The sequence below is a fragment of the Arthrobacter sp. 8AJ genome, assembly GCF_902506025.1.
Classification (GTDB): Bacteria; Actinomycetota; Actinomycetes; order Actinomycetales; family Micrococcaceae; genus Arthrobacter.
In genome coordinates this window covers 707,021-732,733 of sequence record NZ_LR733289.1, presented here as the reverse complement: position 1 = coordinate 732,733, position 25,713 = coordinate 707,021, and the positions used below count along the sequence as shown (strand labels likewise).

The 25,713-nt window shown below is 66.2% G+C and carries 22 protein-coding genes; 9 read left to right on the top strand and 13 right to left on the bottom strand.

Annotated elements, in window-relative coordinates; all coding sequences use genetic code 11:
- Nucleotides 1–5 precede the first annotated feature (5 nt).
- Entirely contained in the window at nucleotides 6–800 is a 795-nt protein-coding gene (locus tag BACI349Y_RS03335) for a GntR family transcriptional regulator (RefSeq protein ID WP_159630443.1), read from the top strand.
- Nucleotides 801–912: 112 nt separating this feature from the next.
- Here BACI349Y_RS03335 and BACI349Y_RS03330 read toward each other — a convergent pair whose 3' ends face one another.
- From BACI349Y_RS03330 to BACI349Y_RS03315, 4 genes are all read right to left on the bottom strand, one after another.
- Nucleotides 913–1,368, bottom strand: coding sequence for an SRPBCC family protein (locus BACI349Y_RS03330; protein ID WP_159630441.1), 456 nt, complete (start codon nucleotides 1,366–1,368; stop codon nucleotides 913–915).
- Nucleotides 1,369–1,543: 175 nt separating this feature from the next.
- Nucleotides 1,544–2,599, bottom strand: a complete 1,056-nt coding sequence (locus BACI349Y_RS03325; protein ID WP_159630439.1) for a hypothetical protein — start codon at nucleotides 2,597–2,599, stop codon at nucleotides 1,544–1,546.
- Nucleotides 2,600–2,635: 36 nt separating this feature from the next.
- Nucleotides 2,636–3,502 carry a phosphatidylinositol-specific phospholipase C/glycerophosphodiester phosphodiesterase family protein gene (locus tag BACI349Y_RS03320; RefSeq protein WP_159630437.1) on the bottom strand — a complete coding sequence of 289 codons (867 nt, stop codon included), beginning with the start codon at nucleotides 3,500–3,502 and terminating at the stop codon, nucleotides 2,636–2,638.
- Between the two features lie 217 nt (nucleotides 3,503–3,719).
- Complete coding sequence (locus tag BACI349Y_RS03315; protein ID WP_159630435.1) at nucleotides 3,720–5,168, bottom strand: HNH endonuclease signature motif containing protein; 1,449 nt, start codon at nucleotides 5,166–5,168, stop codon at nucleotides 3,720–3,722.
- 322 nt (nucleotides 5,169–5,490) lie between these two features.
- Between BACI349Y_RS03315 and BACI349Y_RS03310 the strand changes: the two genes are divergently transcribed.
- On the top strand, nucleotides 5,491–6,582 hold the full coding sequence (locus tag BACI349Y_RS03310) for a type I restriction endonuclease (protein WP_159630433.1): 1,092 nt from the start codon (nucleotides 5,491–5,493) through the stop codon (nucleotides 6,580–6,582).
- 217 nt (nucleotides 6,583–6,799) lie between these two features.
- On the opposite strand, the gene BACI349Y_RS03305 is transcribed toward BACI349Y_RS03310, so the two are convergent.
- Both BACI349Y_RS03305 and BACI349Y_RS03300 read right to left on the bottom strand, forming a co-directional pair.
- Nucleotides 6,800–8,827, bottom strand: a complete 2,028-nt coding sequence (locus BACI349Y_RS03305) for an ABC transporter ATP-binding protein (RefSeq protein ID WP_159630432.1) — start codon at nucleotides 8,825–8,827, stop codon at nucleotides 6,800–6,802.
- Complete coding sequence (locus BACI349Y_RS03300; RefSeq protein WP_159630430.1) at nucleotides 8,824–10,557, bottom strand: ABC transporter ATP-binding protein; 1,734 nt, start codon at nucleotides 10,555–10,557, stop codon at nucleotides 8,824–8,826. Before BACI349Y_RS03300 ends, BACI349Y_RS03305 begins: the two co-directional genes overlap by 4 nt.
- Before the next feature lie 225 nt (nucleotides 10,558–10,782).
- Between BACI349Y_RS03300 and BACI349Y_RS03295 the strand changes: the two genes are divergently transcribed.
- Complete coding sequence (locus BACI349Y_RS03295; RefSeq protein ID WP_159630428.1) at nucleotides 10,783–12,018, top strand: MFS transporter; 1,236 nt, start codon at nucleotides 10,783–10,785, stop codon at nucleotides 12,016–12,018.
- On the opposite strand, the gene BACI349Y_RS03290 is transcribed toward BACI349Y_RS03295, so the two are convergent.
- Nucleotides 11,972–13,069: an SDR family oxidoreductase gene (locus BACI349Y_RS03290; RefSeq protein ID WP_159630426.1), complete on the bottom strand. Its 1,098-nt coding sequence runs from the start codon at nucleotides 13,067–13,069 to the stop codon at nucleotides 11,972–11,974. The genes BACI349Y_RS03295 and BACI349Y_RS03290 overlap by 47 nt on opposite strands.
- A 327-nt stretch (nucleotides 13,070–13,396) precedes the next feature.
- On the opposite strand from BACI349Y_RS03290, the gene katG reads away from it, so the two are divergent.
- Nucleotides 13,397–15,691, top strand: coding sequence for a catalase/peroxidase HPI (gene katG, locus BACI349Y_RS03285; RefSeq protein ID WP_159630424.1), 2,295 nt, complete (start codon nucleotides 13,397–13,399; stop codon nucleotides 15,689–15,691).
- Between the two features lie 64 nt (nucleotides 15,692–15,755).
- On the opposite strand, the gene BACI349Y_RS03280 is transcribed toward katG, so the two are convergent.
- On the bottom strand, nucleotides 15,756–16,997 hold the full coding sequence (locus tag BACI349Y_RS03280) for a GAF domain-containing sensor histidine kinase (protein WP_159630422.1): 1,242 nt from the start codon (nucleotides 16,995–16,997) through the stop codon (nucleotides 15,756–15,758).
- Between the two features lie 143 nt (nucleotides 16,998–17,140).
- Between BACI349Y_RS03280 and BACI349Y_RS03275 the strand changes: the two genes are divergently transcribed.
- Together BACI349Y_RS03275 and BACI349Y_RS03270 are read left to right on the top strand one after the other, a co-directional pair.
- Nucleotides 17,141–17,659: a GNAT family N-acetyltransferase gene (locus tag BACI349Y_RS03275; protein ID WP_159630420.1), complete on the top strand. Its 519-nt coding sequence runs from the start codon at nucleotides 17,141–17,143 to the stop codon at nucleotides 17,657–17,659.
- A 27-nt stretch (nucleotides 17,660–17,686) separates the two neighbouring features.
- Nucleotides 17,687–17,998: an antibiotic biosynthesis monooxygenase family protein gene (locus BACI349Y_RS03270; RefSeq protein ID WP_159630418.1), complete on the top strand. Its 312-nt coding sequence runs from the start codon at nucleotides 17,687–17,689 to the stop codon at nucleotides 17,996–17,998.
- A 220-nt stretch (nucleotides 17,999–18,218) separates the two neighbouring features.
- Here the strand turns inward: BACI349Y_RS03270 and BACI349Y_RS03265 are convergent, their stop codons facing one another.
- The 4 genes from BACI349Y_RS03265 to BACI349Y_RS03250 form a co-directional block, all read right to left on the bottom strand.
- Nucleotides 18,219–18,404 (bottom strand): hypothetical protein, encoded by a 186-nt coding sequence (locus BACI349Y_RS03265; protein ID WP_141159249.1) that lies wholly within the window; start codon nucleotides 18,402–18,404, stop codon nucleotides 18,219–18,221.
- Between the two features lie 107 nt (nucleotides 18,405–18,511).
- Nucleotides 18,512–20,125 carry an AMP-binding protein gene (locus BACI349Y_RS03260; RefSeq protein ID WP_159630416.1) on the bottom strand — a complete coding sequence of 538 codons (1,614 nt, stop codon included), beginning with the start codon at nucleotides 20,123–20,125 and terminating at the stop codon, nucleotides 18,512–18,514.
- A 116-nt stretch (nucleotides 20,126–20,241) separates the two neighbouring features.
- A complete protein-coding gene (locus BACI349Y_RS03255) occupies nucleotides 20,242–20,901 on the bottom strand; it encodes a response regulator (RefSeq protein WP_159630414.1) in 660 nt (219 codons plus the stop codon).
- Entirely contained in the window at nucleotides 20,898–22,208 is a 1,311-nt protein-coding gene (locus tag BACI349Y_RS03250) for a sensor histidine kinase (protein WP_159630412.1), read from the bottom strand. Before BACI349Y_RS03250 ends, BACI349Y_RS03255 begins: the two co-directional genes overlap by 4 nt.
- 166 nt (nucleotides 22,209–22,374) lie before the next feature.
- Between BACI349Y_RS03250 and BACI349Y_RS03245 the strand changes: the two genes are divergently transcribed.
- On the top strand, nucleotides 22,375–23,478 hold the full coding sequence (locus BACI349Y_RS03245) for an FtsX-like permease family protein (RefSeq protein ID WP_159630410.1): 1,104 nt from the start codon (nucleotides 22,375–22,377) through the stop codon (nucleotides 23,476–23,478).
- Between the two features lie 31 nt (nucleotides 23,479–23,509).
- Nucleotides 23,510–24,223: an ABC transporter ATP-binding protein gene (locus BACI349Y_RS03240; protein WP_159630408.1), complete on the top strand. Its 714-nt coding sequence runs from the start codon at nucleotides 23,510–23,512 to the stop codon at nucleotides 24,221–24,223.
- Here the strand turns inward: BACI349Y_RS03240 and BACI349Y_RS03235 are convergent.
- Complete coding sequence (locus BACI349Y_RS03235; RefSeq protein ID WP_159630406.1) at nucleotides 24,201–24,953, bottom strand: ZIP family metal transporter; 753 nt, start codon at nucleotides 24,951–24,953, stop codon at nucleotides 24,201–24,203. The two genes, BACI349Y_RS03240 and BACI349Y_RS03235, sit on opposite strands and share 23 nt — an antisense overlap.
- Nucleotides 24,954–25,153: 200 nt before the next feature.
- On the opposite strand from BACI349Y_RS03235, the gene BACI349Y_RS03230 reads away from it, so the two are divergent.
- Nucleotides 25,154–25,630, top strand: a complete 477-nt coding sequence (locus tag BACI349Y_RS03230) for a sensor histidine kinase (RefSeq protein ID WP_159630404.1) — start codon at nucleotides 25,154–25,156, stop codon at nucleotides 25,628–25,630.
- Nucleotides 25,631–25,713 lie beyond the last annotated feature (83 nt).

The following is a 25,713-nucleotide window of genomic DNA, read 5'->3' as shown; positions in this document are numbered from 1 at the left end:
GATCCATGGCAACAGGAACAGACGGGGCAAAAGGAACGGACGGGCAGCCCTCGGCATCGACTCCGGCAGACGCCGCCCATGCCGCTCTCACCCGGTACGCCAGGATGGAGAGGTTCAACCCGGGCGAGCTGATGGGGAGCGAACGGGCGTTGGCCGAACGGCTGGGGATTGGCCGGGCGGTGCTGCGGCAGGCGATTGAGCGGATGGAGGCGGAGGGCACGGTCCGCCGTGTGCTGGGCCGTTCCGGGGGCGTGTTCTTCAATGACGGACGCATCCAGCGCCACCTGAACACGGTGGAGGGGGTTCCCCAAATGGTCCTCCACCAGGGGCGGGCCATCGCCACCCACGTCCTGCGCGCAGAGATGGGGCTCCCGCAGCCGGACGAGCGGCGCAACCTGCGCCTGGACGGCGGAGACGCGGTGCTGCGCATCCAAAGATTACGGCTTGTGGACGGCCTGTCTTGGTCCCTGGATTTGTCCGTGCTGCCTGCCGCCCGGTTCTCCGGCCTGCTGAACCATCCGCTGGAGGGTTCGCTGTACCACCTCCTGACCTCGGAGTACGGGCTCGAGCTGGACCGCGCCGACGAAACAGTGGAAGCCGTTCCCGCCTCCGCCGAGCAGGCGGACGTCCTCGGCGTTCCAGCCGCGGCGGCCCTCCTGGAGATCCGGCGGCTCGCTTGGGACGTGCAGGGCGCGCCCGTGGAGTATGCCCGTGACTTCTTCCGCGCCGACCGCACCCGGGTGCACATGCAAAAGTACGGGACCAACTGGAAGAGGACGGTCCGGCTGGGACGGGAGTGAAACGTCCGGGCAGCAGCACCGCCCGTAGCCCCACACAAGGAGAGCGGACGACGGCGGGTGGGCCCCCGCCGTCGTCCGCTCCTGTTTGTTCGTGAAGGACCGTGCCGCTGTCCTAAACCTCGCCGCGCCAGCCGCCGGTCTCGCTGCCGCGCGATTCGATGAAGTCCTTGAACTTCCGCATGTCGGCCTTGACCTGCATGTTGTCGATCTTCAGCGCGGCGCCGGCCTTTTCAGTTGCGGTTTCCGGTGCCCATTCGAAATGGACTTTGACCTTGGTGTGGGTGGCATCCAGGGGCGTGAACCTGATGATGCCGGCATGCGACTTGCCGTCGGTGCTGCGCCAGGCGATCCGGTCATCAGGCGCCTGGTCAACGATTTCGGTGTCGAACTCCCTTTGGACGCCCCCCACCTTGGTAACCCAGTGGTTGGTGGTGTCGGTCAGCTGCGTCACCGACTCGACGCCGGACATGAACTGCGGAAACGATTCGAACTGGGTCCACTGGTTGTACGCGGTCCGCACCGGAACAGCGACTTCCACCGTCTCTTCAACCTCTTCAACGTGTGCCATCTGCTTCCTCCTCATGACGGACGGCCGCAATGGCGGACTGGCAGCATGGGCCATCCTGCCAGTCGGGCAGCCGCCACCTTTGCACGATAAATCCGGCGACTACCCGTGTCCAGACCTAAAAAGAAAGCGGACGACGATGGGTGGGCGCCCGCCGTCGTCCGCTTCTTCTGCGCTGCTACTGGCTGAAGGGGACCTTTTCCCAGCTCAGCACGTCGGCGCCTTTGGCGCTGTTGCCGGCCACCGTGAAGCGGACGTAATCCACTGCGTTGTTGGCGCCGTCCACCGTGACCCGCTGCAGGTTGTCCGCGGCGGGTGAGCCGTAGATGTCCAGCCAGGGTGAGCCCGCGGCGAGGGGCTGGTTTGCGGCGAAGACGTGGCTGTCGCCGTTGACCAGGTAGACCGGGGCGTCGAAGTTGTTGGTTTCCTCGACGATGGCCTGGACGATCCCGCGGAAGCCGGAGACGGTCGCCGGGTTTGCGGTGGCGTCGGCCAGGAGCGACGGATCGAACATGTCGGCCTGCTGCATGAGCACCACGGCGCGGTCGTTACTGCGCCTGGCCTCGGCGAAGGTCTGGTGGATCTGGGCGATGACCGCGTCCGTGCGGTGTTCCACCTCGGCGAGCTGCTCGGGCGTGGCGGCCGTCTTGCCCAGTCCGGTCCACGGCAGGAGGGAGTTGTTGCTGCCCTGGACGTTCAGCACGGAGAAGGCCACCCGGTTCTTCTCGAAGCGGACGTCCTCCGGGAGGCCCAGGTTCTCCTGCGACTTCACCGGCATGGTGGCGCCCAGGGTCTTGCCGGGCTGGTTGAAGAAGACCTCCCGGATCTTGTCCAGGCGCTCCAGCGGGTTGTAGGCCCCGTTGTTGGTGCGGTGGCAGTCCACCCATTCGTTGTCGCCGGGCGTGTAGACCAGCGGGTGGGCGAAGGTGTCGAACTGGGTGCGGATGTAGGAGAAATACTCGTCCGAGCAGACGGACGAACCGTTCTTTATATCGCCCACGTGTGCTACAAACTTCAGTTCCTTGTCCGCGTTGAGATCCTGGATGTGGGACGGAAACTTGGCGATCTCGGCGGCGCCGTAGGGGATGTCGCCGATGGCGGCGAAGATGAAGGCCTGGTTGCCGTCGCTGGTGCTGTCCGCCTGGGCTGTTTCGGCGAAGGCGGGCTGGGACGCTAGGAGGCCGAATGCCAAGGTGAGCGCCGCCGTCGTGATTGTCAAAGTCTTTGAAGGCATGGGGGTCCTGCTTCTGTTGTGGGCTGGAGTGGGGGCTCAGGCGCCGCGGGCGGTGAGGAACTGCTGGAGGCCGGCGAGGTCGTCGGTGTTGATGTGGTCCACGCCGGCGTCGGCGAGTTCGGTCCAGACGGCGTCGCGGGCGGTACCGGGCTGGTCCGGGGTGGCCCAGAAGCGGACGCGGTAGCCGTTGGCGTGTGCGGTGGCGACGAAGGCGCGCAGCTTGGCGCGCTCGGCCTCCGGCATGGGGCCGACGCCCTGCCAGGTGAAGAGCTTGGTCCAGTTGTCGCTGACCAGCGGCATCAGGGCTGCGGGCAGGCCGGAGGCGAGGTCGGTGGAGCGGCCGTCGTAGAAGCTGAAGCGCTTGTCCTGGGCCAGCATGGTGGCCAGCGGGCGGTTGCCGCTGATGACGGCTGTGACCGGGCCGGTCTTGACGTTGCCGTTGGTGTAGCGGCTCATGATGTCGCGGTGTTCGGCCAATTCCTGCTCGATGGCGGCGTAGGTGGCCTCGCCCTCGCTCTTGATGTCGATCAGGAGCTGCAGGCTGCCGCCCCACTTGGGGTAGACGCTGTGGCCGGGCTGGCTGCGGACCAGGTCCTGGAGTGGGTCGAGGTAGAGGCTCTCGAGCGTGACGCCCTGTTTGGCGTCAGCGAGGTCGTGGGCCACGCGCAGTTCACCGTCGACCAGCCATACGTCCGCCTCGACGCTGGTGAAACCGTGCTCCAGTGCGTCGAACAGGGGGCGGTCATGCTCGTAGTCGTTGTGGGCATGGGTGCCGGCGAGGGGTTGGCCGACGACGACGGGCGCCGGATTGGGTGCCTCGGCCCCGGCTTGGGCGGGGGCAACGGCTGTCCCGGCCAGGGAGGCGAAGACAGCGACGGCGGCGAGGGTGCTTTTCACGAACACGGGAGTACTCCTGGTACCTCGGGGATGTCCGCCCGGTGATGGGGTGTTCCGGGCGTGAGGGTGCGTGAAAAGACTGCTTGGCCTGGCGAAACGGTTCAGGGCGTCTTGGTTGCATCGTGGTGAACGGCGGGGAACATCAACATCGGGGCTGGCGTGAGTTCCGCAGCCGTGGTGGAGCTGGGGCGTGTGTCCTGCGGGCAGCCCAACTAACCGCTGGTTAGGAGACCGCGAGATAATCCACAACCAATGCCTCCAGCACGCTGGCCTCTTCCGGAAGGCAGCCCGGCGGCCAGAGTGTGGGTGCCCGGTCCGGCTGCTCTGCGTTGTACTGACGACCACTTGGAGAAGTCCAGCCCGGCGGCTCATTCCTGGAAGCCGGACCAGGCCTCCAGCCGGTTCGGTGCTTGAGCCGGTGATGTTTGGGGCACAACTGTCCCAAGTTGCTGATTCCGGTGCTGCCTCCGCGCTCCCAGGCCGTGAGGTGGTCCGCCTCATTGTCCTGGCTGTGGTTGCTGCAGCCGGGAAAGGTACACTTTCCATCCCGCATCCGCAACCACCGCTTTAGCGATTCCGGGAGCCGGTAGCTGGTCCGGCCAAGTTCAAGCGGGGCTCCGTCGCGTGGGTCCACCAAAACCCGGTAGAACGAGTTGGCACCTTCCGCGACGAGTTTTCGCGCCATCGATGCGGGGATGGGTCCGTAATTGTCCAGGTCTGCGGGCTCGTCTGTGGCACCGAGGAGGGAACAGACCGGTACCGTGACCAGCACGTCAGCTTTGAGGGACGGCCCAGGCCCGGCAAGGTCCCCGGTGTCACCGAGCAGCAACTTTGCGGCCAGGTCTGCCCTGAGCTGGGTAAGGGTTCTCGGCTCCTCAGGTCCCTGCAACCCGCGGGCCAGGGCAGACGTCCTGTTCCAGACAGCACAGGCCTTGTCCGCAGCCATGTAAAGCGAAACCCAGGCCATACCGTCCCGGCCCGGCGAGTACTCCATCCGCCGATCCGCAACGGACTTCACATGCCTGATTGTCAGGGACTCGGGGTGATGGCGTTCCCGCCAGGCACGGACTTTCCGACGGAAACGGCCCGGGACCAGCTCTCCGGCAGATGCGCCCCGGGCCGCGTTAGGCGCCTCCGGGTCCAGGAAGTGAGCTTCCAAGGCTGTTGCAGCTGCAGCGTCCAGGCTGCTGGTTTCGTCGACCATGATTTGGGCATGCCGCCAGGAGACGGCGCCGGCCTCCATGGCGTTGAGCGTCGCCGGAAGAGAGGTGGTGAGCGCATGGGCGTCCTGCAGCAGCGCGGATGCGGCTCCTTCGCCGATGGTGAGCGCGCAGGCGACTTCGGCGACGACACTCATGTCCCGCGCCGATGATTCAGAGGCGCTTTCCGCCGGCGCTTCCATGGCAGCTGCGGTCCCCGAATACTCTGCGAGCAGCCGCACTTTCACGGCTGCAGTAGCAGCTTCGATTCGGGCCACGATGCCCAGGCCGTCCAGACAGGACGCGGTAACGTCCCGAAGCGGATCATGACTGTCGACGCCGTGAGCATTATCCGCAGCATCCGAAGAACCGCTCAGGACTCCTGTTAGTTCGTCCACCAGCCCGGTCAGGGATGCGACGGCACCGGCGAGTCCGGCCGTGCCTTTCGCATCCACAACCGCTCCGGTTTCCATAACCAAAGACTGTCACGGGGGTCTGACATTTTGAGCAGGGCGCCTTCGGTGGCCCGGGCTCAAGAACTGACGAACTCCCTGGCTGTGCCACCTGCAAACGACGGCGCGAGGCTAACAGCCACGCACCATATGCCCGTTTCGGTATGGGGAACTTCAATGCCCCCATGGTCAGTTAGTCGTTGAGGAAAAATGCAACATGACGGCAGCATCAGTCGGTTGCGTGTAAATGTCGCCGATCGGATGTAGGTTTTTGCTTCATCAGCTTGAAATTGCCACCGGACACGAGGCTGTATCCGGGTAGAGGCCTTACTGGGGGTAGGACATGGAATTTGCGGAAAAGCTTTCAGCGCTTGCAGCAAAGGTGCGCCAGCAGCGCGACGTGATTCAAACGGAAGAGGCAACGAAGAACGCGTTCGTGATGCCGTTCATTTCGACGATTCTGGGCTATGACGTATTCAATCCGCTGGAGGTTGTCCCAGAGTTCATTGCCGATGTGGGGCTGAAGAAGGGCGAGAAGATCGACTACGCCATCGTGAAGGACGGCGAAGTCCAAATTCTGATCGAGTGCAAGAAGTCTACTGAGCCCGTAAAAATTGAGCATGCCTCACAGCTTTTTCGGTACTTCGCAGTGACAAACGCGCGCATCGCAATCCTGACTAATGGCGAGGTCTACCAGTTCTTCACCGATCTGGACGCACCAAATCGTATGGATGCTAAGCCGTTTCTCGTGTTGGATCTGAACGATATCGATCAGTCACTGATCCCCGAACTGCAAAAACTGTCCAAGGATGTCTTCGACCTGGATTCGATCATCAGTGCCGCCGGTGAACTGAAGTACATCGGCGAACTGAAGCGAACACTCGCTGCACAGTTCAAAGAGCCTGAAGATGACTGGGTCAAGTTCCTGACAGCAAGGGTCTATTCCGGACCGTACACGCAGAAGGTCCGGGAGCAGTTCACCACACTGGTGGGGAAGGCCACGAAGCAATTCCTCAATGACCAAGTCAACGAACGGTTGAAGAAGGCCCTTGGCAACCCGGGTTTCCCGCAGACCGAGGACACCACCGTGCCGACAGCCGTCACCAGCGCACCAGTCGCGGAGGCGGATCTTGCCGAGGCTGACGGCCTGGAAACGACGCTTGAGGAAATCGAGGGCTACCAGATCGTGCGCGCAATTGTCTGCAGCGACGTCAAACCTGCACGCGTGGCCCAGCGCGATGCGAAGTCCTACTTTGCCGTTCTGCTCGACGACAACAACCGCAAGCCTATTGCGCGGCTGCACTTCAACCGCACGCAGAAGTACATCGGCATCTTTGACGACAACAAAGAAGAGACTCGGGTCCCTATCAACTCACTCGAGGAGATTTATGAGCACACGGAAGCACTGCGTGCAACGGTAAAAAGCTACTTATGAGCATATTGGCACTGGGTACGCATTCCCTTGCGACGACGATTCAATGGTGCCAGATATAGCGTCGAATAACGTCCATCAAAGTGGCACCCGCTTCAAGAGCTGGTCTAGCCGCAACGTTTGGGAAGCGCTCAGTGCATGTGCCATATGGAGGACCTGCTTGATACGCACGTGTCCGTGTTCGCAAGGCAGAAAAACGTCCGCTACGACGCCGCTGCCCTTAGACCTCCGCCACAGGCGCCGCGAACTGCGCCTCGTACAACCGTGCATAAGCCCCGCCGGCAGCGAGGAGTGACGCGTGTGTCCCCTGCTCCACGATCTGCCCGTTCTCCATCACCAGGATGAGGTCGGCATCGCGGATGGTGGACAGGCGGTGCGCAATCACAAAGGACGTCCGGTCGGACCGCAGCGCGCTCATCGCCTTCTGAACCAGCACCTCGGTCCGGGTGTCCACGGAGGACGTCGCCTCATCCAGGATCAGCACAGAAGGCGAAGCCAGGAACGCCCGCGCAATCGTCAGCAGCTGCTTCTCACCCGCGGAGACGTTGGACCCTTCGTCGTCCAGCATGGTGTCGTACCCCTCGGGCAAGGACTTTACGAACCGGTCCACGTACGTCGCCCGCGCCGCCTCAAGCACCTCCGAGGAAGACGCAGCAGGCCGCCCGTACGCAATGTTGTCCCGAATGGTCCCGCCGAACAACCACGTATCCTGCAGCACCATCCCCATCCGCGAGCGCAGGTCGTGCCGGCTCATGGTGGTGATGTCCACACCGTCCAAAGTGATCCGGCCGCCGTCGAGTTCGTAGAACCGCATCATCAGGTTCACCAGCGTGGTCTTGCCCGCCCCGGTCGGCCCCACAATCGCCACCGTCTGCCCCGGCTCTGCCACCAAGGACAGCCCACTGATCAGCGGCTTGTCCGGCGAATACGAGAAGGACACATCCTCAAACACCAGCCGCCCCCGGGCAGCACCGTCAGGGCTCTGCAGCGAAGCCCCAACAGGATCAGCCGACTGTTCCTCCGTATCCAGCAACTCGAACACACGCTCGGCAGAGGCCACCCCGGACTGCAGCAGGTTCGCCATGGACCCCAGCTGCGCCAGCGGCTGGGTGAACTGCCGCGAGTACTGGATGAACGCCTGCACATCGCCCAGCTGCATCGCACCGGAGGCCACCTGCAGGCCACCCACCACGGCGATGCCCACGTACACCAGGTTCCCGATGAACGTCATGGCCGGCATGATCAGCCCGGAAATGAATTGCGCCCCGAAGCTCGCCTCATACAGCTCCGCGTTCTTCTGCCGGAACCGCTCCCCCACCTCGCGCTGCCGGCCGAACACCTTCACGAGTGCGTGCCCGGTGTAGGTCTCCTCGATCTGCCCGTTCAGCTCGCCGGTGTTCTTCCACTGCTGCACGAACAGCTTCTGCGAGCGCTTGGCGATCAGTGTGGTGATCCCCAGCGTCAGCGGAATGGTCACCAGCGCGATCAGCGCCAGCGTGGGCGACAGGATGAACATCATCATCAGTACGCCCAGCACGGTCAGCACGGACGTCACGGCCTGGCTGATGGACTGCTGCAGGCTCTGCGAAATGTTGTCCACATCGTTGGTCACCCGGCTGAGCAGCTCACCGCGCTGGATTGAATCGAAGTACCGCAGCGGCAGCCGGTTGATCTTCGCCTCAATCTGGTCGCGCAGCCCGAACACGGTCCGCTGCACCACGCCGTTGAGCACATACGCCTGCCCCCACATGAATGCCGAGCCCAGCACGTACAGCACCAGCGCCCACGTCAGCACACTGGCCAGCGCAGAAAAGTCGATCCCCGCGCCCGGCGTCAGCGTCATGGCGCTGAGCATGTCCGCCTTCTGGTTCTCCCCCGATGCCCGCAGCATCGCAATCAACTGCGCCTGCGTCATCCCCGGCGGCAGCTGTTTGGACACCACGCCGGAAAAAATCAGGTTGGTGCCCTCGCCCAGCAGCCGCGGCCCAATCACCTGCAGCACCACGCCCGCCACAGCCATGGCCAGCACCAGCATCAGCCAGAACCGCTCCGGCCGCAGCGTGCCCAGCAGGCGTTTGGCGGAGCCGCCGAAGTTCATGGCCTTCTCCGCCGGGACGTTCATTCCGGCAAAGGGGCCGCCATGCCCGGGGCCGCCGCGCGGCCTTGGGATGCGTACGACGTCGGCGTGGCCGCCTGCGGAGGCGGGCGCGGCTTTGGTGCCGCGTGCGGGAGTGGGACCGTGGCTCATACCGTCTCCTCCGCTGCCAGCTGGGACGACACAATCTCGCGGTACGCCTCCGATGTCTCCAGCAACTCGTGGTGCGTGCCCTGCGCAACGATCCTGCCGTCGTCGAGCACCAGGATCTGGTCCGCATCCACGATGCTGGACACCCGCTGGGCGATGATCACCATGGTGGCGCCGGCGATGTTGCGCTTGAGTGCCTGGCGCAGCCGGGCATCGGTGCCGGTATCAAGGGAGGAGAACGAATCGTCAAAAATGTAGAGCTCGGGCCGCTTCACCAGAGCCCGGGCGATGGCCAGCCGCTGCCGCTGCCCGCCGGAGACGTTGGTGCCGCCCTGGGAGATGGTCGCATCCAGCCCCTCCTCCATCTGCTCCACGAAATCCCGGGCCTGCGCAATCTCCAGCGCGCTCCACAGCTCATCCTCGGTGGCATCCGGGTTGCCGTACAGCAGGTTGCTGCGAACGGTGCCGGAGAACAGGTAGGGCCGCTGGGGCACCAGGCCGATGTGCCCCCACAGCAGGTCCGGGTCCAGGTCGCGGATGTCCACGCCGTCCATCAGTACCGCCCCCGAGGTGACGTCGAAGAGCCGCGGCATCAGGTTCACCAGGGTGGTCTTGCCGGAGCCGGTGCTGCCGATGATCGCCGTGGTCTGCCCCGCGCGGGCGGTGAAGCTGATCCCGGACAGGACGGGCTGGTCGGCACCAGGGTAAGCGAATCCGACGTCGCGCATTTCCAGCTCACCGCGCCGGACCGCGCTGGTGACCGGCTGCTTCGGCGGCAGGACGCTGGAACTGGTGCCCAGCACCTCGCCGATCCGGTCCGCGGACACCGACGCCCGCGGGATCATCACCGCCATGAACGTGGCCATCATGACGGACATCAGGATCTGCATCAGGTAGCTCAGGAACGCGATCAGGGTTCCCACCTGCATGGACCCGTCCTCGATCCGGAACGCGCCGAACCAGATCACGGCCACGCTGGAGACGTTCAGGATCAGCATGACGGTGGGGAACATCAGGGCCATCAGCCGGCCTGCCCGGAGCGCAACATCGGTAACGTCCGTGTTGGCGCCCGCGAACCGTTCCGTCTCCATGTCCTCCCGCACGAAGGCCCGCACCACCCGGATGCCGGTGAGCTGCTCGCGCAGCACCCGATTGACGGTGTCGATCCGGGCCTGCATCTTGCGGAACAGTGGCACCATGCGCGTGACAATAAGGCCGACGGCGATCAGCAGCACCGGGACGCACACGGCAATGAGCCAGGACAGCTGGGCGTCCTGCCGGATAGCCATGATCACCCCGCCGATGCTGAGCATGGGCGCGGCCACCATGAGCGTGGCGGACATCAGCACCAGCTGCTGGACCTGCTGGACGTCATTGGTGGAGCGGGTGATCAGGCTGGGCGCGCCGAACCTGGTGACCTCCTGCTCGGAAAACTGCCCCACCCGCTCGAAAATGGCCCCGCGCAGGGCCCGGCCCAGGCCCATGGCGGCCTTGGCTCCGAAGTAGACGGCCACCACGGCACACGCGATCTGCGCCAGGGTGATGAGCAGCATGATGCTGCCGGTGGACAGGATGTAGCCGGTATCGCCCCGGGCCACGCCCTGGTCGATGATGTCCGCGTTCAGCGTGGGCAGGTACAGCGACGCAATGGACTGCGCCAGCTGGAAAACCACGACGGCGACCAGCAGCGGCCGGTGCGGCCGCAGGTATTCGACAAGCAACTTCCAGAGCAAGGCGGCTCCAAACCTGACGGAATGTCCACAAACGTGGTGCGAGCGTCAGTTTACGTCCAGCAGCTGGGACTTGACCGGGCCATCAAGCCAGAACTTTGCAGGTTCTCCCACGGCGTACTCGGGGGACTCGCCGGGGATCCAGCCGGGCCGGTGGGTACATGGGTGTGAGAGAACTGGATGGGCGCCAAGAACGCGCCGCCCCACCGAAGGATGGAAGAAGCAACGATGTTTGCCGGCACACGGAACCCCTCCCAGCATACGGCCAGGTTCGGAGTCGCCTTCATCGGCGTCCTGCTCATCGCAGTCAACCTTCGGGTGTCTTTTGTCAGCGTCGGACCGGTCCTGGTCAACGTCAGCACCGACCTGGGATTGTCCAGTGCCGCAGCGGGATTCCTCACCGGACTCCCGCTCATCGCGTTCGCTGCCTTCTCACCCCTTGCGCCCGGCTTTGCTGCCCGGTTGGGCCTGGACCGGGCACTGTGGATGTCACTGCTGATCCTTGCCTCGGGCATCGTGCTCCGCTCCCTGCCTGTGCCCGGCTTCATCTGGGCCGGGACGGTCCTTATCGGCGTGGCCATAGCGTTCCTCAACGTCCTGGTCCCCTCCCTCGTCAAGCGGGACTTTCCGTTGCGGGTCAGCCAGGTTACCGGCAGCTATACCGCTGCCCAGGCCGCGTTCGCAGCGGTGGGGGCCGCCGTCGTCGTTCCCGTGGCCCAAACGTCGCCGGCAGGATGGCGGCTCGCCCTCGGCGCCTGGGTGGGGCTTGCCCTCATCGCCATGGCCGTGCTGCTCCCCTGGCTGCGCCGGCACGGAACAAGCGCCGTGCACACCGCACCACAGGAACGGGCACACCGATCGCCCTGGGGCTCGGCGCTGGGCTGGCAGGTGACGGCGTTCATGGGGCTGCAATCGATCGCCTTCTACGTCCTGATGGCCTGGCTGCCCACCATCGAGCAAAGCCGCGGGATCCCCGCCACCACTGCCGGCGTACACCTGTCCGTCTTCCTGCTGATCAGCGTGTTCGCCAGCCTGGGGACGGGCGCGGTCCTGCACCGGGGACCCGACCAGCGGTTGGTGTCCTTCGCCAGCGGGGCGTTGGTGTTCGTGACCTTCCTGGGCCTGGCACTCGCGCCGGACCTCATGCTCCTGTGGGTCCTGCTGGGCGCCGTCGGATGCGGAAGCCTCATTGTCATTGCCCTGTCGCTGTTCAGCCTCCGGACGGTGAACCACCCACAGGCAGCATCCCTGTCCGGCATGGCACAGTCCGTGGGCTACGGGCTGGCCGCGGTGGGCCCGGTGGCCTTCGGTGCCCTCAAGGATGCCAGCGGGGACTGGACGCTTCCACTGCTCGGCACCGCCGGTGCCATGGCCATCCTGGCAGTGACCGGGTTGTTCGCCGGCCGCGACCGTGTCATCAGGGAATCAGCTTCTCGGCGCGGTAGCGGTCAAACAGCGACGTAAAGGCGTCCAGCGTCCGCCGGTACCCGGTAAAGCCGGCGTCACGGCTCTTCCCCATGTCCGTCACCACCTCGATGCCGCGCCCCAGGTCTCCGTCCGTATGCCACCAGCTCGCCACCCGGTCCAGGTCCGGTTCGCTGAGGTTGTGTTCCGCGGCGATCCGCCGCCACTGCTCCTCCCGGCCCGCCATGGACTGCTCAAGGGGACGGGGCTTTGCCTGGTATCCCTCCCACTCCAGGCCGAAGTAGGCGGCGAGTTTCGGCCACATCCAGCGCCAGCGGAACACGTCGCCGTTGACGATGTTGAAGGCCTCGTCAGCGGCCGCGGGGGTGGTTGAAGCCCAGAGCATGTGCTCGGCGAGCAGGCCGGCATCCGTCATGTCCGTGAGCCCGTTCCACTGCGTTTCCGACCCCGGGAAGATGAACGGCTGCCCGCTGTCCCGGCACAGGGTGGCCTGCGCGGCGAGTGTGAGTCCCATGTTCATGGCGTTGCCCACCGCATGCCCGATTACCGTGTGGGCGCGGTGGACGGACCAGGTGAACCCCTGCCGGGCCGCGGCCGCCCAGAGCTCGTCCTCCTGGGCGTAATAGAAGTTCGGCACCGGAAGGCGCGGTTCCTCCTCGTGGAAGGGGGTGTCCGGCATTTCTCCGGCGGCGTATGCCTCGAACGGTCCCAGGTAATGCTTGAGTCCGGTCATCAGGGCAACGTGGGCCACGTCCTTGCCCTGCAGTGCTGAGAGGAGATCACGAACCATGCCCGCATTGACGGCGATGTTCTCTTCCTCGGTGGCGCGGCGCGACCATGCGGTGAAGAAGACATGTGACGGGTTCTCCGGACCCAGCACAGCGGCAAGGGATTCGGCCGAGGTCAGGTCCGCGGAGAGCCACCTGACGCCGGCGCGTCCGGGACCTGGCCGGCGGGACAAGGCCAGGACTGTCCAGCCTTCGCCCACCAGGGTATCCACCAGTGCGGACCCTGCGATGCCGGTGGCCCCTGCCACCAGCGCTGTCCGTCCGGTGCCCGCTGCTGTTCCTGATCCTGATCCGATGGTCATAGTGCTCCTCTTCGTAGGTGCTTGGTTGCATCCGCGCGTCAGCGCCGCCTCATGCCTGGGCGGAGGCCCGCGCGCTGCGTTACGCCGGGACAGTGGGCCACCATGGACCCTCTGGCGACAAGTCGGAGCGTCAGCCAGATATTCCAGCGCCGGCAAGTGGCGGACAGGAGGTTCCGGACAAATTGCAGGGTGCGGGGCGGTGACAGGCCGGGTTTCACCCATGGCGTAGGAGGGTCTCTCCCTGTCACCCGTCCATGGTCAAATAGGAGGGTTGCACCGGCTGCCCGAGTCCAACCGCGGCCTCGGCCCAACGGAAGGAATAAGCACATGACCGATCCCCAAGACCATCCCCCGGTCCCCACTCCTGGGAGCGCACAGGGCCTGGACCAGAAGGTTGAGGGCGGGTGCCCGGTGGCCCATGGCAGTGCCACCGCCCAGGGCAGTGAAAGCGAAAACCCTGCGATCGATTCGCCGACACCCAAGGGGCACCGGCCACGGACCAACCAGGACTGGTGGCCCAACCAGCTGGACCTCTCCGTGCTGCACACGCACGGCCAGGCGAGCAACCCGCTTGGCCCGTCCTTCAGCTACCGCGAGGAATTCCAGAAGCTCGACGTCGAAGCCCTCAAGCAGGACATCAGCCAGGTGCTGACCACTTCCCAGGACTGGTGGCCGGCGGACTTCGGCCACTACGGCGGACTGATGATCCGCCTGAGCTGGCACGCCGCCGGAACCTACCGCGTCCACGACGGCCGCGGCGGAGCGGGCGACGGCAGCCAGCGGTTCGCGCCGCTGAACAGCTGGCCGGACAACGCCAACCTGGACAAGGCCCGCCGCCTGCTGTGGCCCGTCAAGCAGAAGTACGGCCAGAAGCTTTCCTGGGCGGACCTGCTGGTCCTCGCCGGCAACGTTGCCCTCGAGTCCATGGGCTTCAAGACGTTCGGTTTCGCCTTTGGCCGCGAGGACGTGTGGGAGCCCGAGCAAATCTTCTGGGGCCCCGAGGACGCCTGGCTCGGTGACGAGCGGTACACCGGTGAGGGCACCATGGCGGACAACGTCGGTTCCACCGAAATGGGCCTCATCTACGTCAACCCCGAAGGCCCCATGGGCAACCCGGATCCCGTGGCTGCTGCTGCGTTCATCCGTGAGACGTTCAAGCGCATGGCGATGAACGACGAAGAGACCTTCGCGCTGATCGCCGGCGGCCACACGTTCGGCAAGACCCACGGCGCCGGCCCCGCAGACGCACACGTCGGCCCCGAACCGGAGGGGGCGGACCTTGAGGCGCAGGGCCTGGGCTGGCTCAGCACCTACGGCAGCGGCAAGGGCGGCGACACCATCACCTCCGGGCTGGAGGTCACGTGGACGGACAAGCCCACGCAGTGGAGCAACCGCTTCCTGGAGATCCTCTTCGAATACGAATGGGAACTGGTCAAGAGCCCCGGCGGCGCCCACCAGTGGGTCGCCAAGGACTCCCCCGAGATCATCCCGGACGCGCACGACCCCAACAAGAAGCACCGGCCCACCATGCTGACCACGGACCTGTCGCTGCGTTTCGACCCGGAGTACGAGAAGATCGGCCGGCGTTTCCTGGAGAACCCGGACCAGTTCGCCCTGGCCTTCGCCAAGGCCTGGTACAAGCTGCTGCACCGCGACCTGGGACCGGTGGGCCCGCACATGCTGGGGCCCTGGGTTCCGGAGGCACAGCTGTGGCAGGATCCGGTCCCCGCCGTCGACCACGAACTGATCGGCGAACAGGACATTGCCGAGCTCAAGGCCAAGCTCCTTGACTCCGGACTGACCATCCCGCAGCTGGCCAGCACAGCCTGGGCATCGGCTGCAACCTACCGCAAGACGGACCGCCGCGGCGGGGCCAACGGCGCCCGGATCAGGCTGGAGCCGCAGCGCAGCTGGGAGGCCCACGAACCGGAGCAGCTGGCTGCCGTGCTTCCCGTACTTGAGCGCGTGCAGGAGGAGTTCAACTCGGCACAGTCCGGCGGCAAGAAGGTCTCACTCGCGGACCTTATCGTCCTGGGCGGCGCTGCTGCCGTGGAAAAGGCAGCAGCCGACGCCGGGTTCCCCGTCACGGTGCCGTTCCGTCCGGGCCGCACGGACGCCACGCAGGAACAGACCGACGTCGAATCCTTCCAGTACCTGGAGCCGCGGGCCGACGGGTTCCGCAACTATCTGCGCCCCGGTGCGAAGGTCCAGCCGGAGACCCTCCTGCTGGACAAGGCGTACATGCTGGACCTCTCCGCGCCCGAGATGACGGCGCTGGTGGGCGGCATGCGTGCCCTGGGCACCAACGTGGCCGGCTCCAGCCACGGTGTGCTGACGGACAAGCCGCAGGTCCTGACGAACGACTTCTTCGTCAACCTGCTCTCGCCCGGCACCAAATGGAAGGCGTCGGAGTCGGAGGAGAACTCCTACGAGATCACCGATGTTGCCACCGGTGAACTCAAGTGGACGGCCACCCCGGTGGACCTGGTCTTCGGTTCCAACTCCCAGCTGCGGGCACTGGCCGAGGTCTACGCCAGCGATGACGCCAAGGAGAAGTTCGTGAACGACTTCGTGGCCGCCTGGGCAAAGGTCATGGAACTGGACCGGTTCGACCTGAACTAGCCTCCACAATCCAGGCTCCGGGCCGGCTGCATTCCGCAGCCGGCCCGGACCTGCTGAGGCGGCTTTATTGGTCGGCCGGGAAGCTGATGACCGCCGTGGTCCCGCCGCCGGGTGATTCCTTCAAGCTCAATTCCCCACCGTGCGCCTCAACAATGCGGCGGCAGATGGCCAACCCAAGGCCGGAGCCGTGCCCGTCCCCGTCGCGGTGCAGCCGGACCAGTGGTTCCAACACGCGCTGCCGGTCCACCGGCGCAATGCCCTTGCCGTTGTCCGCCACCAGCACAGTGGTTCCGTGGTAATTCGAAATGCCGCTGATGCGCACGCTGAGGTCCCGGTCCGGGCTCCGGTAGTTCATGGCGTTGGCCACCAGGTTCTGCAGCAGGGTGCGCAACTGCCCGGGGTCCACGTGGAGCTTCATCTCCCCGCTGTCCAGGACGGCGCCGGGCCCGAAGGACAGGCCCAAATCCCTGGCCACTTCGGCCGCCACGTCCTGAAGGGATACGTGCTGCCGCTGGAGGACACCGCCCATCCGTGAGTAGGTCAGGACGTCCTCAAGCATGGTCAGCATGCGGTGGCCGCTGGCGCCGATGATCTGCAGATACTCGGCCGCCGGGTGGTCCCCGTCCACTTCATCCTCTGCCATCTCCACGTAGCCCAGCATGGTGGTGAGTGGTCCGCGCAGGTCATGGCTGACGCGTCCTGCAAACTCCGCCAGCTTGGCGTTGCTTTCCCGCACCTCGTCGAGGGCACTGTTCAACTGCAGCGTGCGCCGCTGGAGCTCAAGCAGCTGCACTGCCTGGCGGGCCAGGATCTCCAGCATGTCCAGCTGGTCCTTATCGGGTGTGCCCGCAGAATTGGAAAAGACGCACAGCGACCCCAGCACGAACCCGGACGACGTCTCCAACGGAACCGAAGCATAGAACCGGACGGCGGCAATTTCCCCTGTCACAAACGGATTCGATGCGAGGCGGGGGTCCAGGGATGCGTCCGGGACAACTGTTGTCTTCCCCGAGAGGAAGACTTGTGCGCACATGGAGTCCTCCCGGGCGCAGACGGCGGCCTCAACGCCGACGGCGGCCACCTGCTGTTGCTCATCGGACGTGACAACGTTAATCACGCCGTAGGGGACGCCGCAGAGCTTTGCGGCAAGCTGGACAAGGTTTTCGAGGGGTTCCGTTGAAAGCGCCTGATCAACGCTCCGCTGGCGTCCCCCGCCGTTGGCGAAGGTGAATCCGTACTCCTGCAGTAATTCGTCCCGTCCGAGTGGATCGCTGAGCGCTGCTGTCATCGAGTGCGTGCCAACCATGAACGTCCCTTCCCAGACCGCAAAGGGGTCCCCGGGGAGATAGTACAGGCCACCACCCGTGTCCCGGGAATACGTTTCCCCGCTCCTCTGCCGCGGGCCGGGATTCAGAGGCATTGCTCCGGCAGGCGGCATAGGATCCAGTTATGGCCCAACTCATCGTCCCGGACCCAGCCCTCCACTCTCCCTGGCTGGAAGGAACTGCGGAGTTCCAAGGTGCCCACCTGGACGGCGCAGGCGCCGAGGGCTGGTCCCCGGACGATCTCCAGGACCCCGCCGTCTTTGGCCGCTTCGTCGATGCCCTTATCAAAGACGCGCAGCCGGAAACCGTGCGGAAGCCGGGCTACGTGCCCTGCACCTATCTATGGATTGCCGACGGCGGCACCTTCCTTGGGTCCCTGGCCATCAGGCACGGGCTGAACGACCACCTCCTCAACGAAGGGGGGCACATCGGCTACAGCGTCCGGCCCTCCGCCAGGCGCCGCGGCCATGCCGCGAAAGCACTTGCCGATGCGCTGCCCCTGGCACGGGCATTGGGAATCACGCAGGTTCTTCTGACGTGCGACGAGGACAACGCCGGCTCGCGGGCAACCATCGAAAAGAACGGCGGCCAATACGAGGACACGCGCAACGGCAAGCGCCGCTACTGGATCGACACCGAATAGCCGGCGAACGCGTGCCAGACTTGGCGGGTGATCACAGAACACGCGCTGCTTCCGGTCATACCCGGCCGGGAAGAGGACTTCGAGGCAGCTTTCGCCCAGGCCCGGCACATCATCGCTTCAATGCCGGGCTTCCTCGCCATGTCTTTGTCGCGCTCGATTGAATCTCCCCAAACGTACCTGCTGCTCGTTGAATGGGAGTCGCTGGAAGACCATACAGTGGGCTTCAGGGGATCCCCGGGGTACCAGCAGTGGCGTTCTACGCTGCACCGCTTCTATGAGCCGTTTCCGGTGGTGGAGCACTTCGAAACCGTTAGCGCCGCGCCGAAAGCCGCGTCATAAGCCGCGCCGCGGACGTTGGGGGAAGCCCCCGCGCGAGTCTCGCTCCAGCGCGGGGGCTCCTTGCTTCCTGCCGGGGAACTGGCGTTGGAAACAGTTATAAATTACCGGCCGGTAGCTTGCGGAAATCACAGATTGCAGCGGCTTTGGCCAATCTTGATGGAACTTTGAGGGTAGCCCCGGGTCCCTTCAATCTGCGGGGCCCTCTAGTCCGCGAGGCCCTTTAGTCTGCCGGGCCCGCCGAGGCGTCGGGGTCCTCCTCCGGCTCAAAAGTGTTGGGCTCGGCCCCATCGGAGATCCCGACGCCGTCTTTCCCGCCGGGGATCCCGCCGTCGGGGTTGCCTTTCCTGGCGGCCGTGTCCTCCTGCGGCTCGTCCTCAGGCAGTGAATCAGGTGAATTGATGGACATCGCTCCTCCTTCTGTGGCTGGGCCTCAACGCTAACAGCCGGTGCCGGAAAAGGCTCCGGAACAGCTTGAGGTTTTCTGCCCGTCCCCCAAAAACCGCGCCCGCTAGCCTAGCTGTCGGGGGCCGCTGCCCGCTGCTGCCTCAGGATGTAGCGCTGGAGCTTTCCCGACGGCGTCTTGGGCAGGTCCGCAACGAAGTGGATGCGGCGCGGATAGGCATGGGCGGCGAACTGCGTCTTGACCATGGTCTGGAGTTCAACCACCAGGGCATCACTGGCGGCGGTGCCGTCCGCCAGGACCACGTAGGCCTCCAGGACTTCACCGCGCAGTTCGTCGGGAGCGCCCACCACGGCACTTTCCAGGACCGCCGGATGCGTGGCCAGGACGCTTTCCACGTCGAACGGGCCAATCCGGTATCCGGCCATGATGATCACGTCATCATCGCGGGAGGAGAAGTAGTAGTAACCGTCCTCGTCCACCATGCCCGCGTCGCCGGTCAGGTACCACTTGCCGTCCGCGCTGAACCTTTCGGCAGTCTTCTTCGGCGCATCCTGGTAGCCCTTGAACCACATCATGGGACTTTCCGCCACGTTGACGGCGACGCGGCCCAGCTCGCCGGGCGCGGCCGGCTCGTCGGCATTGTCCTTGAGGACCGCGCAGCTCCACCCCGGCAGGGGCCGGCCCATGGAACCCGGCCTCAGTTCCGTCCTCACATCGTCATGCCAGGCGTTGATGATCATCATTCCGTGTTCGGTCTGCCCGTAGTGGTCCCGCACCGGAACGCCCAGCACCTCCCGGGCCCAGCTGATCACTTCAGGGGTCAGCGGTTCGCCGGCGGATGAAGCGCGCCGAAGCTGGAACGGCCCGGTTCCGGCGCCGGCCTTGGCCCGCATGGTGCGGTACACGGTAGGCGCGGCGGCGAAGTTGGTCACCGAGAACGCCTCCAGCACCTTGAAGCTGAGTTCCGGGGAGAACCCGGGGCGCAGCAGGATGTTCCGCCGTCCCGCCGCCATGGGACCGAGGATCCCGTAGTACAGGCCGTACGCCCAGCCGGGGTCTGCGGCATTCCAGAAGACATCCCCTTCACTGACGTCCAGGCCCAGTTCGATGTACTGGCGGAACGCTGCCAACGCCCGGACCGGCACCGGCACGCCCTTGGGGGCGCCCGTGGTGCCGGACGTAAAGATGAGGACCAGGCCGCCGTCCCCTCCCACAGCTTCGGAGGCGATCCCCGGCCGCTGCCTGGCCAGGAGCGGCGTGAGCGCCAGGTCCGGCGCGGAGGCTTCTTCGCCGGCAACCACCACGGCGGCGCCGGTTTCCTGGATCTTCGCCCGCTGGTCGGGGTCGGTGATCACCACCTTGGCACGGGAAGCGGTAAGGCGGAGTTCGATGGCGGGCCACGCGAAGGCCGTGAACAAGGGCACATGGACGGCCCCGCGCCGCCAAATGGCCAGGAGCATAACCGCCAGGTCTGCCGACTTTCCCATCAGGGTGGCCACCGCGTCCCCGGGGCCGACCCCCAGTTCCGCCAGGGCGGCGGCTCCCCGTTCCGACCGCTCCCGCAGCTGGCCGTAGGTAATGTCCTCCGCCGAAAAGTCAGCTGCGACCACTGTGAAGGCAACGGCATCGGGATCGTGGCTGTCACACAGGAGCTCGGCCGCGCAGGCGTCCGGCGCACCGTAGGTGGCGAGAAGGGCATCGACGGCTGGAACCGGACGGGACATTCATTCTCCTTTGAACAACAGCACCTTGAAGCACCGGCATGTGTAACACGGTGGAATCAACCTACTGCACTGAGATCGCCGTCACATGCCGCGCCCTGCTGTCATGCGCCGACAGGTCACCCCTTGGCGCCGGGCGGCCGGATGATCCGCCGCTGCGTGGCGGCAGCGATGGCGGCCGTGCGGTTGTCCACGCCGAGCTTGCCGTAGATGTGCACCAGGTGGGTCTTCACGGTCGCCTCCGAAATGAAGACCTGCCTGGCAATGGCGCGGTTGGACAGGCCCGTGGCCAGCAGTTCCAGCAGCTGCACTTCCCGCGGGGTCAGCGACGTGCCGGGGTTGCTGATCCGGTTCATCAGCAGCGCGGCCGCCCGCGGTGCCAGGACCGTGCCGCCGGCGGCAGCCTGCAGCACCGCTTGCCGCAGCTGCTCCGGCGGGGCGTCCTTCAACATGTAGCCACTGGCCCCTGCCTCCACGGCGGCGAGGATGTCCGCGTCGGTGTCATAGGTGGTGAGGATGAGCACCGGCGGCGGAGCATCGAGCTTCCGGATCTCGGCCGTGGCCGTGACGCCGTCCATGTCGTCCCCCATCTGCAGGTCCATGAGGACCACATCCGGCGCTTCACCCAGGGCGGTCAACCGGGCCAGTTCCTTCAGCGCTGCCCTGCCGTCAGGGGCCTCCGCGGCGATCGAAATGCCTTCAAAGCCGGTGAGCATGGCACGCAGCCCGGCGCGGACCACAGGGTGGTCGTCCACCAGCAATACCCGTATGTCGCTCACGGTTCCTCCACCGGGAGCCTGATGGCCACCACTGTGCCCTCGCCCGGCGCCGACTCCACCGCCAGCGTGCCGTTCAAGGCGGCGACCCGTTCCCGCAGCGAGCGCAGCCCAAAGCCGCTGCCGTCCGCTGCGCCCGCGGCACTTTCCCGATCTGGCGGGTCAAAGCCCGTGCCGTCGTCGTACACGTCCATGGTCACTTCACTGCCCAGGAAGGCAAGGCTGACGACGGCGGTGCTTGCCCGGGCGTGTTCGCGGACGTTTGCGAGACTCGCCTGCGCCGCCCGCAGCAGGGCAACGCGGACAGGCTGGGGCAGGTCCTGTGGCTCCCCGTCCACCTCCAGGCGGCAGCGCAGGGGCACCCCCGCGGCCTCGGAGTCTGTCCCGGTCCTCTCGCACAGCCGTCCCAGGGCCTCCACCAGGGTGGTGCCCTCCAGCTGGGGTGAGGACAGGCCGCGGACAAAACTGCGGGCCTCGGCCAAGTTGTCCGCCGCGGTCTGCTGCACCAGCGCCAGCCGCCCTGAAGCCGTGGCGGCATCTCCGTCGGCGAGGGACTGCCCGGCGGCCCGGCCCAGCAGCACGATGCTGGACAGGCCCTGCGCCAGCGTGTCGTGGATTTCCCGGGCCAGCCGCTCCCGCTCGGACAGTACGCCCGCCTGGTGCTGGGACCGGGCCAGCTCCTCCCGTGTCCGCCGCAGCTCGTCCGCCGCGCGCCGTTGGTTGTCCGCCTCGCGGTACAGGGCCGCGTAGGCCAGGCCGGTGATGACGGAAAAGATCGCGCCCAGGACAGGCCCGACGACGGCCGCAGCGTGCGGGACAGGAGCGCCGCTGGCCGCCCATTGGGAAGCGATGACCGCCAGCGTCATCAGCGCGATGGTCAGGAGCGCGGGCCGCCGTGGCAGCAGATGAAGGTGCAGGAAAAAGATGGGGAACGCCAGCCAGGCGAAATCGGCGCTGCCGGCCAGCAGGAAAACCCACAGGGCCGTGACCAGGCCCAGCCAGAGCAAACCGTAGCGGCGGGGATCCACGCCGGTCCGGCCCTCGGCATGGCGCTTTTCCAGGACCGTGCCGGCCAGGTAGACAGCAGCGAGGACCACGGCGGCGCCGGCCCACACCCAGCGCAGGGAACCTTCCGCCATCAGCATCCGGACCAGGCCGACGGCCAGCAGCAGCGCGAACCCGGTGTGCAGCGTGACGCGCAGGACGCGGAGGATGGCTCCGGATGATGCGTTTTCCAGGGCGTTCAGCCGCCCCCGCGCGGAAACACCTGCGGCCTTCTCCGGTGGGGGCGGCAGGGGCGTGGCAGGCATTTCATCAGCTTATGCCGGGACCACGGGGAGGGGATCAACAGAAAGGTTGACTCCGGGCTCAACCGTTCCATGCCCGCGGATCAACCCTCCCCGCGATGTCCGTGGAGGCTCCGGCCGGGATGGTGGAACTACAGAACAATCCACCCCTGCTGAGAGAAGAAACAACGTGTTCCTGGCAATCCGCGATATCCGCTTCGCCAAAGGCCGGTTCGCCATGATGGGCGGCGTCGTAGCCCTGATCACCCTGCTGCTGGTCATGCTGTCCGGCCTGACCGCGGGCCTTGCCGAGCAATCCACGTCCGCCATCGCCAGGCTCGGGGCAGCCGCGGCCACGCCCGTGGACACCATCGTCTTCGGCGCCCCCGGCTCCGGCTCCCCCAAGGCGTCCTTCACCGAAAGCTCGGTGACCGCCGCCCAGGTGGACAGTTGGAAGGACCGGCCCGGGGTCCGGTCCGCCGAACCGCTGGGCATCATCCAGACCCGGGCGCAGACGGCGGAGGGTTCGGGGACAGCGAATGTTGCCCTGTTCGGCGTCGCGCAGGGCAGTCCGCTGCCACCTGTGGAGGTCTCCACCGGCACGGCCGTGGTGGGCTCCTCGGTGGCGGAAGCCCTGTCCGTGGGCCAGGGCGGAAAGGTGTCTTTGGGCGGCGTGGAACTTTCGGTCGCGGCCGTGGTGCCGGACCAGTGGTACGCGCACACCAGCGTGGTGTGGACCGCGCTGCCCGCATGGGCCAAGGCGGCACACGTGTCCGACGGCGGACAGCTGGCCACGGTCGTCGCCGTCACCTATGCGGACGGGGCAACAGTGGATGAGGCGGCGGCGAACGCTGCAGCCCACACCGTCAGCGCGTCGCGCACCGGATCCTTCCAGGCCCTGGGCTCCTTCAAAAGCGAAAACGGGTCGCTGGCCCTGATGCAGGCGTTCCTGTACGGAATTTCGGCACTGGTGATCGTGGCCTTCCTGAGCGTCTGGACCATCCAGCGCACCAGGGACATCGCCGTCCTCAAAGCCATGGGCGCGCCCAGTACCTACATCCTGCGCGACGCCATGACCCAGGCCGCCATTGTGCTGCTGGCGGGCGCCGGAGCGGGCGGGTCCGTGGGTGTTGCTGCGGGGGCGTTGGCGGCCCAGGCCGCCCCCTTCCAGCTGAGCCTGGGCACCACGGTGGTTCCCGTCGTCGGGATCGTTGCCCTGGGCCTGGCCGGTGCCGCGCTGGCTGTCCGCCGCGTCACCAAAGTCGATGCGCTCCTCGCGCTCGGCGGCAACTAACCCCTCTTCCCTCCCCCGAAAGGAACCCACCATGGCCACAACCGCTCCCTTGAGCCTGGTCAACGTCACCCTCGAATACCCGGACGGCGGCGGGACCACCACCGCCCTGGACCAGGTCAGCCTCACCGCAAGCGCGGGCCAGCTGGTCTCCCTCGTGGGCCCCTCAGGATCCGGCAAATCCAGCCTCCTGGCCACCGCCGCCACCCTGGTCCGGCCGACCCGCGGGCAGGTCCTCATTGATGGCACCGATACGGCGGGCCTCAAGGACAAGGAGCTCACCGCGCTGCGGCGCGAAAAAGTGGGCATCATCTTCCAGCAGCCCAACCTGCTGCCGTCACTCACCGCCGTCGAACAGCTCGTCATCAGCGCCCACCTGCGGGGAAAAACCGCCAAAGCAGCCCGTGCGAGGGCAGCGGGGCTGCTGGACGTGGTGGGTCTTTCCGCGAGCGCGGACAAGCTGCCCCACCAGCTCTCCGGCGGCCAGCGCCAGCGCGTGAACATTGCCCGGGCGCTCATGGGAAGTCCCAAGGTACTGCTGGTGGATGAGCCGACGGCGGCGCTGGACCATGAACGGAGCGCGGCCATCGTGGGACTGCTGCGGCAAGTGGCCACCGAGTTTGGCGTGGCCACGGTAATGGTCACGCATGACACCGAGTTCGTGCCCCTGACGGACGCGGTGGCCACCATGCGGGACGGCAGGCTCACGGCGCCGGTCCTGGCCCTCAGCCCAAGTGGTGCACCGTAAACGCTGTCAGGAACCCCACGGATGCTGTCAGCCCGGTGAGGTTGTGATGCTCCTCGAAGGCCTCCGGGATCATGGTGTCCGCCAGCATGGCCAGGATGCCGCCGGCCGCCACGGACGTAATGAACGCGACCAACTCGTCCGGCGCATCCTCCAGCGCCACGTACCCCAGCAGCGCGGCCACCCCGCTCAGGATCGCGATCCCGCCCCACAGTCCGAACACGTAGCCCCTGCTCCGGCCGGCCTTCTTCATGCCGGCTGTCCCGGAAAGCCCTTCGGGCACGTTGGAGATGAAGACGGCCGCAAGCATGGCAGGACTCACCGCTCCCCCGGCCAGCAGGCCGACGCCAAGGACCACGGATTCCGGGACGCCGTCCAGCAGCGCCCCGACGGCGATTGCCGTGCCGCTGCCGGGATCGTCTTTTTCGGAGGGCTGCTGGTCTCCGGACCGCTTGCGGTGCTTGGCGCCGGCCTTGGCCAGGAGCATATTGGCGCCGACGTACACCACCGCACCGGCCAGGAACCCTGCAACGGTGGGCCACAGGCCGCCACCCTTGACGGCTTCGTCCACCAGCTCAAAGGCCAGGGCAGAGATCAGTACGCCCGCGCCGAACGACATGATGGTGGACACCACCTTGGAGGGTATGGACCACCGCCAGGACACGGCTGCTCCCAGGACCAGCGCGGCACCGGCACCGGTGCCCCATACAAGTGACATCAACCAAGTAGGCATACGTGTCCCGTCCCCAGCTGCGCAGAACTGAAACAGAGGGATATCCAGGGAGGCTCGCTGGGCGGCCAGCCGGCCCTACCCGGCCCGTGGGGCGCCGCGCGCAGAATTGATGGGATCTTGAGCCAAACCTTACGATCCCCATACCTTGCGGGTCCACGCTGGAGAGATCAGACCAACCAGCTTGTGGGGAGCAGGAAGTCATGGGAAGCAGAACAGCGTTGGACAGCGACGTCACAACAGTGGGCGGTGTGCTGACAGACCGGCAGCCGCTGGATTTCCACACGTTGGGGCTCGCCGGCTGCATCGACCGGCTCACGGCGCCCTTGCGGCAGCGCGGGACCGTGGTCCACTGGGATACACCACACTGGGGCATCGAGATCCCGGCGGACTCCGCGTCCCTCCTGTACCAGTCCGCCCGCGAGGCACTCAGCAACGCCTTCAAGTACTCCGCTGCGCACACGCTCACCATCCAGCTGGCAGCCGTTGACCACGGCATCCGCCTGGTGGTGGCCGACGACGGCACGGGCTTTGACAGCGACCTCGCCACGTGCGGGCGGCACCACGGCTATGGCCTGCGGCTCATGGCTGTCGCTGTGCAGGAAGCGGGCGGGGCCGTGGATATCAACGCCACCCCGGGGATGGGCACCAGCGTGACGGTGACGCTTCCGCTGGACTGACCCGCACACCCGGATCGCAGGCGCCAGACGCGCCTGCCCATAAACTCGGATGCCCGCCGTTGCTGGGACGGCGGGCATCCGTA

Coding starts and splice junctions, on each gene's coding strand:
- BACI349Y_RS03335 (WP_159630443.1), top strand. CDS start 6: ATGGCAACAGGAACAGACGGGGCAAAAGGAACGGACGGGCAGCCCTCG.
- BACI349Y_RS03330 (WP_159630441.1), bottom strand. CDS start 1,368: ATGGCACACGTTGAAGAGGTTGAAGAGACGGTGGAAGTCGCTGTTCCG.
- BACI349Y_RS03325 (WP_159630439.1), bottom strand. CDS start 2,599: ATGCCTTCAAAGACTTTGACAATCACGACGGCGGCGCTCACCTTGGCA.
- BACI349Y_RS03315 (WP_159630435.1), bottom strand. CDS start 5,168: ATGGAAACCGGAGCGGTTGTGGATGCGAAAGGCACGGCCGGACTCGCC.
- BACI349Y_RS03310 (WP_159630433.1), top strand. CDS start 5,491: ATGGAATTTGCGGAAAAGCTTTCAGCGCTTGCAGCAAAGGTGCGCCAG.
- BACI349Y_RS03305 (WP_159630432.1), bottom strand. CDS start 8,827: ATGAGCCACGGTCCCACTCCCGCACGCGGCACCAAAGCCGCGCCCGCC.
- BACI349Y_RS03295 (WP_159630428.1), top strand. CDS start 10,783: ATGTTTGCCGGCACACGGAACCCCTCCCAGCATACGGCCAGGTTCGGA.
- BACI349Y_RS03290 (WP_159630426.1), bottom strand. CDS start 13,069: ATGACCATCGGATCAGGATCAGGAACAGCAGCGGGCACCGGACGGACA.
- katG (WP_159630424.1), top strand. CDS start 13,397: ATGACCGATCCCCAAGACCATCCCCCGGTCCCCACTCCTGGGAGCGCA.
- BACI349Y_RS03280 (WP_159630422.1), bottom strand. CDS start 16,997: ATGGTTGGCACGCACTCGATGACAGCAGCGCTCAGCGATCCACTCGGA.
- BACI349Y_RS03275 (WP_159630420.1), top strand. CDS start 17,141: ATGGCCCAACTCATCGTCCCGGACCCAGCCCTCCACTCTCCCTGGCTG.
- BACI349Y_RS03265 (WP_141159249.1), bottom strand. CDS start 18,404: ATGTCCATCAATTCACCTGATTCACTGCCTGAGGACGAGCCGCAGGAG.
- BACI349Y_RS03260 (WP_159630416.1), bottom strand. CDS start 20,125: ATGTCCCGTCCGGTTCCAGCCGTCGATGCCCTTCTCGCCACCTACGGT.
- BACI349Y_RS03250 (WP_159630412.1), bottom strand. CDS start 22,208: ATGCCTGCCACGCCCCTGCCGCCCCCACCGGAGAAGGCCGCAGGTGTT.
- BACI349Y_RS03240 (WP_159630408.1), top strand. CDS start 23,510: ATGGCCACAACCGCTCCCTTGAGCCTGGTCAACGTCACCCTCGAATAC.
- BACI349Y_RS03235 (WP_159630406.1), bottom strand. CDS start 24,953: ATGCCTACTTGGTTGATGTCACTTGTATGGGGCACCGGTGCCGGTGCC.
- BACI349Y_RS03230 (WP_159630404.1), top strand. CDS start 25,154: ATGGGAAGCAGAACAGCGTTGGACAGCGACGTCACAACAGTGGGCGGT.